The sequence below is a fragment of the Gordonia malaquae NBRC 108250 genome (assembly GCF_000344135.1).
GTDB lineage: Bacteria > Actinomycetota > Actinomycetes > Mycobacteriales > Mycobacteriaceae > Gordonia > Gordonia malaquae.
Map to the genome: position 1 here is coordinate 138,083 of NZ_BAOP01000004.1, position 13,457 is coordinate 151,539.

General features: G+C 67.5%; 12 protein-coding genes. 6 read left to right on the top strand and 6 right to left on the bottom strand.

Features of this window, described 5'->3' with window-relative positions:
• Positions 1-97: 97 nt before the first annotated feature.
• Positions 98-670, top strand: coding sequence for a hypothetical protein (locus tag GM1_RS04010; protein WP_008376817.1), 573 nt, complete (start codon positions 98-100; stop codon positions 668-670).
• A 64-nt stretch (positions 671-734) separates the two neighbouring features.
• Here the strand turns inward: GM1_RS04010 and GM1_RS04015 are convergent, their stop codons facing one another.
• Positions 735-1,832, bottom strand: a complete 1,098-nt coding sequence (locus tag GM1_RS04015) for a branched-chain amino acid aminotransferase (RefSeq protein ID WP_008376818.1) — start codon at positions 1,830-1,832, stop codon at positions 735-737.
• Between the two features lie 49 nt (positions 1,833-1,881).
• Positions 1,882-2,991, bottom strand: a complete 1,110-nt coding sequence (gene gcvT, locus GM1_RS04020; protein ID WP_008376819.1) for a glycine cleavage system aminomethyltransferase GcvT — start codon at positions 2,989-2,991, stop codon at positions 1,882-1,884.
• 85 nt (positions 2,992-3,076) lie between these two features.
• Here gcvT and GM1_RS04025 point away from each other — a divergent pair, with 85 nt between their 5' ends.
• The 5 genes from GM1_RS04025 (at position 3,077) to GM1_RS04045 (ending at position 9,255) form a co-directional block, all read left to right on the top strand.
• Complete coding sequence (locus GM1_RS04025) at positions 3,077-4,600, top strand: leucyl aminopeptidase (RefSeq protein ID WP_008376820.1); 1,524 nt, start codon at positions 3,077-3,079, stop codon at positions 4,598-4,600.
• Between the two features lie 196 nt (positions 4,601-4,796).
• On the top strand, positions 4,797-6,530 hold the full coding sequence (gene sucB, locus GM1_RS04030) for a 2-oxoglutarate dehydrogenase, E2 component, dihydrolipoamide succinyltransferase (protein ID WP_008376821.1): 1,734 nt from the start codon (positions 4,797-4,799) through the stop codon (positions 6,528-6,530).
• A gap of 167 nt (positions 6,531-6,697) precedes the next feature.
• Positions 6,698-7,432, top strand: a complete 735-nt coding sequence (gene lipB / locus GM1_RS04035) for a lipoyl(octanoyl) transferase LipB (protein ID WP_008376822.1) — start codon at positions 6,698-6,700, stop codon at positions 7,430-7,432.
• Positions 7,429-8,466, top strand: coding sequence for a lipoyl synthase (gene lipA / locus GM1_RS04040; RefSeq protein ID WP_008376823.1), 1,038 nt, complete (start codon positions 7,429-7,431; stop codon positions 8,464-8,466). The genes lipB and lipA overlap by 4 nt, the downstream gene beginning before the upstream one ends.
• A gap of 42 nt (positions 8,467-8,508) precedes the next feature.
• A complete protein-coding gene (locus tag GM1_RS04045) occupies positions 8,509-9,255 on the top strand; it encodes a DUF4191 domain-containing protein (RefSeq protein ID WP_008376824.1) in 747 nt (248 codons plus the stop codon).
• A 119-nt stretch (positions 9,256-9,374) separates the two neighbouring features.
• Here the strand turns inward: GM1_RS04045 and GM1_RS04050 are convergent, their stop codons facing one another.
• Genes GM1_RS04050 through GM1_RS04065 form a run of 4 tightly spaced genes read right to left on the bottom strand, consistent with a single transcriptional unit; the run spans position 9,375 to position 13,421 of the window.
• Complete coding sequence (locus GM1_RS04050) at positions 9,375-10,124, bottom strand: amidohydrolase family protein (RefSeq protein WP_008376825.1); 750 nt, start codon at positions 10,122-10,124, stop codon at positions 9,375-9,377.
• On the bottom strand, positions 10,121-11,602 hold the full coding sequence (locus GM1_RS04055; RefSeq protein WP_008376826.1) for a flavin-containing monooxygenase: 1,482 nt from the start codon (positions 11,600-11,602) through the stop codon (positions 10,121-10,123). Before GM1_RS04055 ends, GM1_RS04050 begins: the two co-directional genes overlap by 4 nt.
• On the bottom strand, positions 11,599-12,531 hold the full coding sequence (locus GM1_RS04060) for a patatin-like phospholipase family protein (RefSeq protein WP_008376827.1): 933 nt from the start codon (positions 12,529-12,531) through the stop codon (positions 11,599-11,601). The genes GM1_RS04055 and GM1_RS04060 overlap by 4 nt, the downstream gene beginning before the upstream one ends.
• Positions 12,528-13,421, bottom strand: coding sequence for an SDR family oxidoreductase (locus GM1_RS04065; RefSeq protein ID WP_008376828.1), 894 nt, complete (start codon positions 13,419-13,421; stop codon positions 12,528-12,530). Before GM1_RS04065 ends, GM1_RS04060 begins: the two co-directional genes overlap by 4 nt.
• Positions 13,422-13,457: the final 36 nt, after the last annotated feature.

Below are 13,457 nucleotides of genomic sequence, written 5' to 3' on the forward strand. Positions count from 1 at the left end.
ATCAGTCGTTGAGACGAATTGCCTACTCACGAGTAGCTGACGATGACTGTTCGGACACACTCGACGTGCACAGTCCCCCACGACACACGGAGTCTCCATGCCCAACCGGATTCGGAACACGCTCATCATCGCCGGAATAGCCGCCTGCTCAGCAGCGACGATCGGCGTCGGCACCGCCGCCGCGTACGACACCATCTACGTCGACGAAGCGCTCTACCCGCACACCGACACGCTCACCAGCGGAGTGTTCGACGTGTCGGTCACCAACAAGACCGACCTGATCGCCGACTGCACCGTGACGCTGTACCCGATGTCGGAGAAGGCCGACGCCGCACACCTCGCCACCGTGACGAACGACTGGTGGCGCAAGGTCGCCACCGACACCGAGCTCGACGCCGCGAAGGCTGCCACGACCGGGTCCGCAGGAACGGTGAAGATCTCGAACATCGCGGCGGGCGAGACCAAGACCGGCTCGATCACTCCGTCTGCACCCCTGCAGTCCGAATACGTCGTCTTCAAGTTCTGCCGCGCCGACGATCTGCCGAACGAGACCTACAAGGTCTCCGCAACGACCTACGACGTCACCGCGACCGCTCCCGATCCGGAAGACCCGACCTTCGGCAGCCTGACCGGTCCGGGGCTCGGCAGTCTCGGGTCGCTCCTGCCCTGACAAACGTTGGAGACGTTTCCCGGACTGACACCGGGAAACGCCTCCGACGCTTGGAGACCCTGAACTACTTGAGGCGGGTCATCCACCCGTGGGTGTCCGCGAACGTGCCGCGCTGCAGACCGGTGAGCGTGTCGCGCAGCGCCTGGGTGACCTCGCCGGTGGTGCCGTCGCCGATCGTGTAGGCGTCGGTGTCACTCTGGACTCGGCCGACCGGCGTGATGACGGCCGCCGTTCCACAGGCGAACACCTCGGTGATCTCGCCGGACCGGACGCCGTCAGCGAGTTCCTTCGTGGAGATCTTGCGCTCTTCGACGGAGTAGCCCGCATCCGCGGCGAGCGCGAGCAACGACTTCCGTGTGACGCCGGGCAGCAGTGAACCGCTCAGCTCCGGTGTGACGAGGCGAGCCTGCGATCCCGACCCGAAGACGAAGAACAGGTTCATCCCGCCCATCTCCTCGATGTACCGGTGCTCGATCGCGTCGAGCCAGACCACCTGGTCGCAGCCCTTCTCTGCAGCCTGCGCCTGTGCAAGCAGCGAAGCGGCGTAGTTGCCGCCGAACTTGGCGGCGCCCGTGCCGCCGGGCGACGCCCGGACGTACTCGGTGCACAGATAGACGCTGACCGGCTTGAGGCCGCCCTGGAAGTACGCGCCCGCGGGCGATGCGATCAGCACGTACCGGTACTGGTTCGCCGGGCGAACACCGAGGCTCGCCTCTGTCGCGAACATGAAGGGACGCAGGTAGAGCGACTCCTCGCCGCCGGCAGGCGGCACCCAGGCGTCGTCCACCTCAAGCAACGCCCGCAACGATCCGACGAAGTCCTCCACCGGGAACTCCGGCATAGCGAGACGACGAGCGGAGGTGTTGAACCGCTCGGCGTTCGCCTCGGGTCGGAACGCGGCGATCGTGCCGTCGGGCTGGCGGTACGCCTTGAGCCCCTCGAAGATCTCCTGCGCGTAGTGCAGGACCATCGCAGCCGGATCGAGCGCGATCGGACCGTACGGGGTCACCTTCGCGTCGTGCCATCCGCGCTCACGGTCGTAATCGACTACCACCATGTAGTCGGTGAAGTGGTTGCCGAAGCCCGGCGCGGCGAGAATCTCTGCGCGTCGACCCTCCGACACCGGATGCGGATGCTCGGTGCGAGTGAACTCCAAGGTCATGCACCGATCCTATCCCTGCTCCGCAAACCGGCATCGTCGGACCGGACTCTCAGACGTTGCCCTGCACGAACGGCGGCAGGACGACCTCGCATTCGAGAGCACGTCCGCGGACGTCGACGACCACGGTCGCGCCCTTCTTGACTCCCGAATCGGTGTTGATGAACGCCAACGCGACGCCCTGCTTGAGAGTCGGCGAGAAGGTGCCCGATGTGCACACGCCGATCACTTCGCCACCCGCCTCCAGGTGCACGGTGCAGTCCACGCGCGGCACACCACGACCGGTGGCCCTGAGTCCGTACAGCCGGCGCGCGGGGCCCGCCTCCTTCTCGGCGACCAGGACGTCGCGGCCGAAGAACTCAGGCTTGTCCCATCCCACCGCCCACGAGCTGCGCGCCTGGACCGGCGTGATCTCGGGGCTCAGTTCGTGGCCGTGCAGCGCGTAGCCCATCTCGGTGCGCAGTGTGTCGCGCGCGCCGAGACCGGCGGGAAGACCGTCACGAGCCGTGACCTCGGCGAGCAGAGCGTCGAAGACCGGGCCCGCGTCGGCCCACGTCGGAAGGATCTCGTACCCGTGTTCGCCCGTGTAGCCGGTGCGGCACACCCGGACGGTGCGCTCCGCACCGTCCACGGTCAGCGTCGCGTCGGCGAACGCCATGTACTCCATCTCGGTGGGCAGCCCGAGAGCTGCGAGCACGTCGGCCGACTTCGGTCCCTGTACCGCGAACACCGCGTAGTCACGATGCAGGTCGGTGATCTCGACGCCGTCGGGCGCGGCCTCCTTGAGTGCGGCGACAACCGCCGGGGTGTTGGATGCGTTCGGGATCAGGAACACTTCGTCGTCGCTGACCAGATAGGTGATTAGATCGTCGACGACGCCGCCTTCCGCGTTGCAGCACATCGTGTACTGCGCCTTGCCCGCGGTCACCTTGCGAAGGTCGTTGGTGAAGCATCGGTTGACGAAGTCGGCCGCGCCCGGCCCGGCGACGAGCGCCTTACCCAGGTGGCTGACGTCGAAGATCCCGACGGCTTCACGAACGGCGGTGTGCTCCGCGACGGTGCCGGAGTACGACACCGGCATGTCCCATCCGCCGAATTCGGCGAACGATGCTCCGAGGGCGATGTGACGGTCGGCGATGGGGCCTGCGAGGAGTTCGGTCATACCCGATACGGTATCGCCCTCGCATGAGCCGCGTCGCGCCGCCGGTCGCATCGACGCCGACCCACCTGTGGCAGAGTTGACACCCGTGAGCAGCAACGACTTCTCCGACCGCGTTCGCGGTCCGCGCATCGAACTGACCACCGCCCTCACCAAGGACGACGACGTCCTGGTGATCGGCCTGATCGCCGCCGAGGACGCCGACACCCAGGCGCCTTCCCTGCTGATCGGCGAGGACCTCCTCGACGACGCGGCCGCCGATGCCGTGTCGGCGAGCATCGCCGCGCTCGGCGGCACCGGCCGCAGCGGCGAGATCCTCAGTTTCCCGGCACCGACATCGTTGCCGGTCCGCCTGATCCAGACCGTCGGGCTCGGCCAGGACTCCGACGATCACGATGCCGACGCCATCCGGCAGGCGGCAGGAGAGTCGATCCGCAAACTCGACGGTGTCGGCCGGGTGGTCAGCGCTCTCGCCCAGGCCGGTGTCGGCCCCGCTGCGGAGGGCTACTTCCTCGGCGGATACCGCTTCGAGGAGTTCCGGTCGGCCAAGTCTGCGTCGAAGAAGCAGGCGCCGTCCGAAGTCCGACTGCTGGCCGCCAAGTCGAAGGAGAACCGCGCGGAGCTCGATCACGCGCTGATCGTCGCCGACGCCGTGGCGCTCGCCCGCGACTTCGTCAACACTCCGCCGAGCCATCTGTTCCCGGCCGAGTTCGCTGAGCGCACCCGCGTCCTCGCCAGCCAGGCCGGTCTCCGCGTCGAGATCCTCGACGACGTCGAACTGGCCAAGGCCGGCTACGGCGGGATCGTGGGAGTCGGCAAGGGCAGCTCTCGTCCACCGCGTCTGGTTCGACTCATCCACGACGCCAAGGGCTCCGAACGCACAGTCGCCCTCGTCGGCAAGGGCATCACATTCGACACCGGCGGCATCTCGATCAAGCCGGCCGCGGGCATGGACCACATGACCTCCGACATGGGCGGCGCCGCAGCGGTCGTCGCGACGGCCATCGCCGCCGCCAAACTCGACGTGAACGTCACCGTCATCGCCACCGTCCCGATGGCCGAGAACATGCCGTCGGGCACCGCTCAGCGACCGGGCGACGTCCTGACGCAGTACGGCGGGACCACCGTCGAGGTCCTCAACACGGACGCGGAGGGGCGGCTGATCCTCGCCGATGCGATCGTCCGCGCATGCGAGGACGATCCGGACTACCTGATCGACACCGCGACGCTGACCGGCGCGCAGATGGTGGCCCTCGGCAACCGCACCCCGGGGGTGCTCGGCACCGACGAGTTCCGCGATCGCGTCGCATCGGTCTCGCAGAGTGTCGGCGAGAACGGTTGGCCCATGCCGATGCCGTCGGAGCTGCGCGGTGACCTCGATTCGCGAGTCGCCGACCTCGCCAACGTCACCAACCATCGGTGGGGCGGCATGCTGTCCGCGGCGATCTTCCTCAAGGAGTTCGTCGGCGAAGGAATCGGCTGGGCACACGTCGACGTCGCGGGTCCCGCGTTCAACACCTCCGGCCCGTGGGGTTACACGACCAAGGGCGGTACGGGCGTGCCCGTTCGCACCCTGATCGCGGTTCTCGAAGACGTCGTCGAGAACGGCTGAGCCCCGCCTCAACCGCTACTGACGGGTAACCGATGGACTCCCCTGAACGTCTCACAGCGAGCGGGTACTGTGAGTTCGGGAGTCGGTCGATCCACCGTCTGCACGTACACGTGAGCCCACAAGAGCGCACGTGGGAAGCACCCGCGAATCGGCTTGACCGAACGGCACAAGTTCACGAGTTAGGGAGTCACACGCAATGGCCTTCTCTGTTGAGATGCCCGCCCTGGGTGAGAGCGTCACCGAGGGAACCGTCACCCAATGGCTGAAGCAGGAAGGCGACACCGTCGACATCGACGAGCCCCTGCTCGAAGTCTCCACCGACAAGGTCGACACCGAGATCCCGTCTCCGGTGGCGGGCGTCCTGACCAAGATCGTCGCGCACGAAGACGACGTGGTCGAGGTCGGCGGTCAGCTGGCTCTCATCGGCGAGGCAGGCGAAGCAGCCCCCGAGGCAGAGACGCCTGCACCTGCCGCCGCACCCGAGCCGGAAGCCGCGCCCGAACCGGAGCCCGCTCCGGCGCCGGCTGCTCCAGCAGCCGAAGCTCCGGCCGCTGCGCCTGCCGGCTCCGCGTCGGGCACCGACGTCGTGATGCCCGAGCTCGGTGAGTCGGTGACCGAGGGAACCGTCACCAACTGGCTCAAGGCCGTCGGCGACACCGTCGATGTCGACGAGCCGCTCCTCGAGGTCTCGACCGACAAGGTCGACACCGAGATCCCGTCGCCCGTCGCAGGTGTTCTCCTGGAGATCGTCGCCGACACCGACGACGTCGTCGATGTCGGTGGACGCCTCGCCGTGATCGGCGACGCCAACGCGGCCGCGGCACCCGCTGCGCCTGCTGCTCCGGCGCCCGCGCCTGCGGCACCGGCTGCTCCCGCACCTGCAGCTCCGGCGCCCGCACCCGCTGCTCCGGCCGCGCCTGCAGCACCTGCACCTGCTGCGCCTGCCGCACCCGCTCCCACAGCCGCGTCGGAGACACTCGAGTCGACGCCGTACGTCACGCCGCTCGTGCGCAAGCTCGCCGCGGAGAACGACATCGACCTGTCGACTCTCACCGGCACCGGTGTCGGCGGACGCATCCGCAAGCAGGACGTGCTCGCTGCCGCCGAGGCCAAGAAGGCTCCGGCGCCCGCCCCGGCTGCAGCGGCGCCCGCCGCGCCTGCTGCGTCTGCTCCTGCGGTCGCCACCGCCAGCCCCGAGCTCGCGGCCCTCCGCGGAACGACGCAGAAGATCAACCGCATCCGCCAGATCACCGCGGCGAAGACCCGCGAGTCGCTGCAGACGAGCGCACAGCTCACACAGGTCCACGAAGTCGACATGACCAAGGTCGCGACACTGCGCAAGGCCGCCAAGGCGGGCTTCGCGGCCGCCGAGGGCGTCAACCTGACCTTCCTGCCGTTCTTCGCCAAGGCCGTCGTCGAGGCGCTCAAGGCCCACCCGAACGTCAACGCGTCGATCAACGAAGAAGCCAAGGAGATCACGTACCACCCGACCGTGAACCTCGGCATCGCCGTCGACACCCCGCAGGGCCTGCTCTCGCCGGTGATCCACAACGCCGACGACCTGTCGTTGGCCGGTCTGGCCCGTGCGATCGCCGACATCGCCGACCGCGCACGCAACGGTGGCCTCAAGCCCGACGAGCTGGCCGGCGGCACGTTCACCATCACGAACATCGGCAGCCAGGGCGCATTGTTCGACACGCCGATTCTGGTTCCGCCGCAGGCCGCCATGCTCGGCACGGGTGCCATCGTCAAGCGTCCCGTGGTCCTGACTGCGGCCGACGGCACCGAGTCGATCGCATCGCGGTCGATGGCGTTCCTGCCGCTGACCTACGATCACCGCCTGATCGACGGCGCCGACGCCGGTCGTTTCGTCACGACCGTCCGCAAGCGCCTGGAAGCCGGAGAGTTCGCCGGCGACCTGGGACTGTGACACGTCCCCAATCCGTATGACCGCCGTCCGCGGCGACCATCCCGGTCGCCTCGGACGGCGTTCGTCTTTCCCGTCCGGAATGTTTCCGGCGCGCGGCGCGTTGCAAATTCATGTGCCACGCCGCGACGTCTTTCCCGTCTGTCTGATGTGTTCTTTGGAGTGCCGCTGTGCGTAACGGATCCGCCCGATTGAGCAGTGAACCGATCGAGGTGCGACGCCTCGGCGTGATCGACTATCAGGACGCCTATCGGATGCAGCACGAGCTGGCCGATCAACGTGCGTCCGGCGAACTCGACCACGACGTGCTGCTCCTCCTCGAACATCCGTCCGTGTACACCGCAGGCAAGCGGACGCAGGACACCGACCGTCCCACCAATGGAGCGCTCGTCATCGATGTCGATCGCGGCGGACGCATCACCTGGCACGGCCCCGGCCAGCTCGTCGGTTACCCGATCGTGCTGCTCGCCGAACCCGTCGACGTGGTCGACTACGTCCGCCGGATCGAAGAGGCCCTGATTCGCGTCTGCAACGGACACGGCCTGGCCACCGGTCGTATCGATGGACGCTCCGGCGTCTGGATCGACGATGAGAAGGGCGACCGGAAACTCGGCCAGATCGGCATCCGCGTCGCCAAGGGCGTGACGCTGCACGGCTTCGCACTCAACGTCGACCCCGACATGACCGTGTTCGACGCGATCGTGCCGTGCGGGATCCCCGACGCGGGTGTCACATCGATCGCGAACGAGATCGGCGAACCGATCAGCGTCGACTCGATCCTCGACGAGGTGACGGCGTTGGTCGCCGAATGTCTCGACGACCCGATCCCGCCGTCGCCCGGTCACACCGCCGACGCACTCGACTCGACATCCCCCACACCCTCGACCGTAGGAACCCCGCAGTGACTGCCACACCGTCCACCCCGTCCCCCGCCGACGCCCCGAGCGGCCGCAAACTGCTCCGTCTCGAGGTCCGCAACGCGCAGACCCCCATCGAACGCAAGCCGAAGTGGATCAAGACCAAGGCGACGATGGGCCCCGAGTACACCGAACTCAAGTCGCTGGTGAAGGGCGAGGGCCTGCACACGGTGTGTGAAGAGGCGGGCTGCCCCAACATCTACGAATGCTGGGAAGACCGCGAGGCCACCTTCCTCATCGGCGGTGAGCAGTGCACCCGCCGCTGCGACTTCTGCCAGATCGACACCGGCAAGCCGTCGGCGCTCGATCGCGACGAGCCGCGTCGAGTGGCCGAGTCCGTCCGGTCGATGGGACTGCGGTACTCGACGATCACCGGCGTCGCACGCGACGATCTCCCCGACGAGGGCGCGTGGCTGTACGCGGAGACCGTCCGCAAGATCCACGAACTCAACCCCGGCACGGGCGTCGAGAACCTGATCCCCGACTTCCACGCCAAGCCCGATCTGCTCGCCGAGGTCTTCGAGTCTCGCCCGGAAGTCCTCGCGCACAATGTGGAGACCGTGCCCCGCATCTTCAAGCGGATCCGCCCGGCCTTCCGTTACGAGCGGTCGCTCGACGTGATCACCCAGGCGCGCGACTTCGGACTGGTCACCAAGTCGAACCTGATCCTCGGCATGGGCGAGACGCCCGAGGAGATCCAGGAGTCGCTGCGCGACCTGCACGAAGCTGGCTGCGACATCGTGACGATCACCCAGTACCTGCGCCCGTCGCCGCGTCATCACCCGGTGGAGCGCTGGGTGAAGCCGGAGGAGTTCGTCGAGCACTCGCAGTACGCGGAAGAGCTCGGTTTCGCCGGCGTGATGGCAGGCCCGCTGGTCCGCTCGTCGTACCGCGCCGGACGCCTCTACTCGCAGGCCATGGCACGCCACGGGCGCGAACTGGCACCGGAACTCGCACACCTCGCCGCCGAGGGATCGGCCGCACAGGAGGCCTCGTCCGTCCTCGCTCGGATGTCGCGCTGACCGCGCGACGTATCCCGCATCGAGACCTTTAGACTGGTAGGCATGGCGAAGGCGCAAGACAAGAGCAAAGAGGCGAAGGCCGCAGCGAAGGCCGCCCGCAAGGCGGCGAGCAAGGAACGCCGGCAGCAGATCTGGCAGGCGTTCCAGATGCAGCGCAAGGAGGACAAGGCCCTCATTCCGCTGATGGCGGCCGTGATCCTCGGTGTGACGGCGATCTTCGTCGTCTTGAGCCTCTTCGCCTTCGGACCGCTGTGGATGATGATCCCGCTCGGCCTGATCCTCGGTGTGCTGCTGTCGTTCATCCTGTTCGGCCGCCGCGTCCAGAAGACCGTGTACAAGAAGGCCGACGGACAGCCTGGCGCCGCCGGATGGGCGCTGGGCAACATCCGCGGCCAGTGGCGCGTGCAGCAGGCCGTCGCCGGAACGTCGCACCTCGACGCAGTGCACCGCGTGATCGGCAAGCCCGGCGTGATCCTCGTCGCCGAAGGCCAGGCCAGCCGTGTGAAGCCGTTGATGTCGCAGGAGAAGAAGAAGGTCGCTCGCGTCGTCGGCGACACCCCCGTGTACGAGGTCATGGTCGGCGACGGCGAGGGCGAAGTCCCGCTCGCCAAGCTGGAGCGCTACATCCGCAAACTGCCGAACAACATCGACCGAAATCGCATGGAAGCCGTCGACGGTCGACTGTCGGCGCTCAAGGCCAAGGGCGGTGCAGGCGCAGCTCTCCCCAAGGGCCCGATGCCTCAAGGCGCCAAGATGCGCAGCGCCGCACGCACCGTTCGTCGTCGCTGACCTTCGAGCTCAAGGCATTTCCTCGTTTCAGACCAGAAGGCGACCTCTCCGTGCTTCCTGCTCGTTGAGCCGCTGACGAGCGCTAGCGAGGAGGCGCGTCGAAGCGTCGTGGCAAGCGATCAGACCCGGTACCAGCGCGCGGCATTGGACCAGAGCACGTCGTCGATGAGATCGTCGCCGACGGCTTCGTGGACCAGGTCGAGATCGGAGTCGACGAACGGGCGCGGGGCACGTGTCGACGGCAGGTCCGTTCCGACCATCAGCGCCCCGGGGTCCACGTCGACGATCGCACGCATCGCCGCCACCGGGTCGAGTTCCACACGGCCGAACCCGGTGGCCTTCACTCGGACTCCGGAGTCGACCAGCCTCAGCACGTCGGTGAATCCATCCGCCGACAAGCCGAGGTGGTCGATGCTGATCGCGGGAAGTCTGCGGAGCGTCGGCGCGAGTGCTGCCAGATCGTTCGAGTCGATGTACAGCTCACTGTGCCAACCGACGAGCGCGTGCACGCGGCACGCCAACGACTCGAGTTCGTCGAGGGACGCCGATCCCCCGCGTCGCACGTTGAACCGGACCGCCCGCACACCGAGGCCGTCCAACTCGACGATCCGCGCGTCAGGGGTGTCTGCGGGAATCTGGGTGACGCCGACGAACTCGCCGGGCAGAGACGCCAGAGCGTCGAGAAGGTACGCCTGGTCGAAAGCCTGGAACGACCCGGACACCACGGCGCCGCCCTGCACGCCGAGGTCGCGGACCCGGTTCGTGTAGTCCGCGGTGGTGAACGCCGGCGGCAGGTATCCGCTGTTCTCGACAAGCGGGAAACGCGGATCCACGATGTGCAGATGCGCGTCGAACAGTCGGCGAGTCACCGTGCCTCGACGATTCCTGATCGCCGCACGACAAAATGCTCCTCCTGAGGAGCCGCAAGCATGCGGTCCAACGTCCGCCTGTCGAACGGCCACAGGTCGATCCCCGACCCGGTCTGATACCAGGAGTTGCAACCGGTGTTCCACACGGTCGGTTCCAGCGCCTCGGCCACCTGCGCGTTGAACTCGGCCGTCGCCTCCTCGGTCACCTCGACCTGGTCGACGTCGCCGGACCGGAACCTCTCCAACCACGCGATGATGTACATGGCGGTCTTGGACGCGGAGTGCTGCAGTGAGATCGAACCAGTCGGCGAATTGGGACCGAGCACCGTGAACAGGTTCGGGAAGCCGGGGATCGCGGTCATCCGGTAGGCGCGCGGACCGTCGCTCCAGGCGTCGTCGAGCCGCACACCGTCGCGTCCGACGACGTTCATCGGACGCATGTAGTCGTGCGCACGGAAGCCTGTCGCCAGAACGATCACGTCCACGTCATGGGTACGACCGTCCTCGGTGACGATGCCGCCAGGGACCACTCGGTTGATGCCTGAGCTGACCACCTCGGTGTTGCGCGCATTGATCGCCCGATAGTACGACCCGGACAGGACCTGTCGCTTGCACAACGGCTCATAGTCAGGGGTCAGTTGGTCGCGCAATGCTCCCGATCCCACCTGGGCACGCAGTGAGATCTCCGCGTACTTCTGCACGGCACGCCGACGCCAGGTCGGTTTCGTGACGACGTCGACGAGGATGCCGGCCCCTTTCAGCAGGACACTGTGGAGCGCGTCCTGAATCGCAGGCGCGGCGCGGAAGAGCCTCGCCACACCGGGCACCGCAGGGAGATGCATCGGCGCCCACAGAATCCACTGCGGCGAGCGGACGAAGTGGGTCACCGAGGCCGCCTCCGGCTGCAGTGCTGACACCACCTGAACGCCCGTCGAACCGGTGCCGAGTACCGCGATGCGCTTCCCCGCGGTGACCAGACCGTCGTCCCACCGCGCGGTGTGCACGACGGGTCCGTCGAACGTGTCGAGGCCGTCGATGTCGGGGTACGCCGGGTTGTGCAGGACACCTGTCGCGCAGATGACGAAGTCCGCGACGTGGACGTCGCCCGCCGACGTGGTGACCGTCCACTCCCCCGACACGTCGTCGAAGACTGTCGAGACCACCTCGGTGTCGAGGCGGATCCGGTCGGCGAGACCGAACTGCTCGACGACGTCGCGATGGTACTGCTGTATCTGCGGCCCGGTGGCCCAGATCCTCGACCAGTCCGGTTTGGGCGCGAACGCGAACTGATAGATCTCCGACGGCACATCGCAGGTCAGTCCGGGATAGTGATTCCAGTACCAGACTCCCCCGACGTCTGAGCCCTTCTCGAGTACGACGAAGTCGGTGAATCCTGCACGGTCGAGATGATGGGCCGTGGTGATGCCCGCGACGCCCGCACCGATGACGACGATGCGCGGTTCCCTGCGACTGCTCATGCGATTGCTCCCTCGTCGAGTGCACGGCGAACGCTGTCGGCCGCGGAGATCATCGACTGCTCGAAGGCCTCGGCGCGTTTGTCGCGCGCCATGAAGTTGGGACCGAGGCCACGCAGGTCACGCGCGTCGGGCGTGATCACCACGACCTCGGTGCCGCGTGCCCGGACCGTTTCCACTTCTCGCCACATCACGGTCGACATCGGCTTGCGGAGGAGGAACCGCTCGAGGGCTCCGCCGACACCCGGCCCGGAGACCGCCGCCGCCGACGCCATCGGCGCGAGGAGATAGATCAGGTCTGCGTCGTCGGGTCCCACGAGATCAACCGATGCGGTCGACGCCGCTCCGCCGTCCACGTACGTGCGACCGTCGATCTCCACCGGCGGCATCCAACCGGGGATCGCCCACGACGCGCGCAGCGCCTGGCCTGCCGTGGCAGCGGGTGACCCCGGCGCGCCGAACGCGACGCGTTCGCCGTCCTCGGGTCGGTACGCGACAAGCCGTACCCCGTCGCGCTCGAACCATTCCCGCCCCCCGGTCGACGCGTCGGCGAGACGCTGGAGCCAGGCGGTGTCACCACGACCCCGCGGGGCCACACCCGTGAGTCGCGAATGCCCCGGACCCCCAGCTCGAAGGGCCGACAGGCTCGGCAGCGCCGGTGCGGGCAGTTTCGGAAGCGACGAGGGACAGTCGGCGAGATGGCTGCAGAGCACCGGGTTCGGCGGATTCCCCTGCTGCATCGCAACGAGGTCGGCCACGCTGTGCCCACCCGCGAGCATGGTGACGATCTCCGCTCCGGCAGAGGTCCCCTGGAGGATCGACGCCGACGCCGGATCCCAGCCCGTCTGGTTGACGAGGTGATGCAACGCGGCGATGGTCCATGCACCGCCGATGGTGCCGCCACAGCCGATGACAAGTGCGATGCGGGTCATGCGCCGGCCTCCGACTTGTCTGCCGCATGATCACGGGACTGGCGGTCGATCCGGTCGAGGTATGCGCGACGTTCTCCGGCATCCAACGCCATGGCCTGGCGCTCCCCGGCGAAGCGCCGAGCGATTCGCTCGATGAATTCGGGGACGAACGCGTCGACGAGCACCCAGCCCGGCGCGATCCAACCGGGCACGGAGGTCCGGGGCGCCCGGACGCGGACGCTGCGGACAATGGCGCGCGCGACGTCCTCCGGGTCGACTGTCGGCAGGACTCCACCCAGTTTGGCTCCGGATGCCAGTTCGGTGCGGACCGCCGACGGCAGGATCGCCGACACAGTGACTCCGGTGCCGTCGTACTCGCGGCGCGCCGCCAGGGACGCTCCGAGCGCGGCGTACTTGCTCGCGTTGTACGTGACCATCCCCGGCAGCGGGATCATTCCCGCCAACGAGGCGACATTGATGACGTGCCCGACACCCGCATCGCGCATCAGCGGCAGTACTGCCCGCATGCCGAGGAGGAGACCACGGACATTCACGTCGAGCATTAGATCCGTTGTCGCGTCCGACTCGTCTTCGAACGGGCCCACCGGCATCACACCGGCGTTGTTGACGAGAACGTCGATTCGTCCCACTTCGCCGATCACCGTCTCGACGAATCCCGTCCACGACGAATGAGACGTCACATCCACGTGGGCCGAACGGATGCCGAGTCGGGCCGCGGTCTGTGCGGCGACGTCGGCGTCGACGTCGCCGATCCAGACCTGGGCTCCGCGACTGGCGAAGAGTTCGGCGGTCGCCGCACCGATGCCGCGGGCGCCGCCGGTGATCACGACGACGGCGCCGTCGACATCGATCGCCGGATTGGACGAGTTGAGGAATGGCAGCTTCATCATGTCAACGATCATTGTTTAGATACTGCAAGTATGTCA

Bases quoted from the DNA above. Each gene is read 5' to 3' on its own strand.
- GM1_RS04010 (WP_008376817.1), top strand. From the start codon at position 98: ATGCCCAACCGGATTCGGAACACGCTCATCATCGCCGGAATAGCCGCC.
- GM1_RS04015 (WP_008376818.1), bottom strand. From the start codon at position 1,832: ATGACCTTGGAGTTCACTCGCACCGAGCATCCGCATCCGGTGTCGGAG.
- gcvT (WP_008376819.1), bottom strand. From the start codon at position 2,991: ATGACCGAACTCCTCGCAGGCCCCATCGCCGACCGTCACATCGCCCTC.
- sucB (WP_008376821.1), top strand. From the start codon at position 4,797: ATGGCCTTCTCTGTTGAGATGCCCGCCCTGGGTGAGAGCGTCACCGAG.
- GM1_RS04045 (WP_008376824.1), top strand. From the start codon at position 8,509: ATGGCGAAGGCGCAAGACAAGAGCAAAGAGGCGAAGGCCGCAGCGAAG.
- GM1_RS04055 (WP_008376826.1), bottom strand. From the start codon at position 11,602: ATGAGCAGTCGCAGGGAACCGCGCATCGTCGTCATCGGTGCGGGCGTC.
- GM1_RS04060 (WP_008376827.1), bottom strand. From the start codon at position 12,531: ATGACCCGCATCGCACTTGTCATCGGCTGTGGCGGCACCATCGGCGGT.
- GM1_RS04065 (WP_008376828.1), bottom strand. From the start codon at position 13,421: ATGATGAAGCTGCCATTCCTCAACTCGTCCAATCCGGCGATCGATGTC.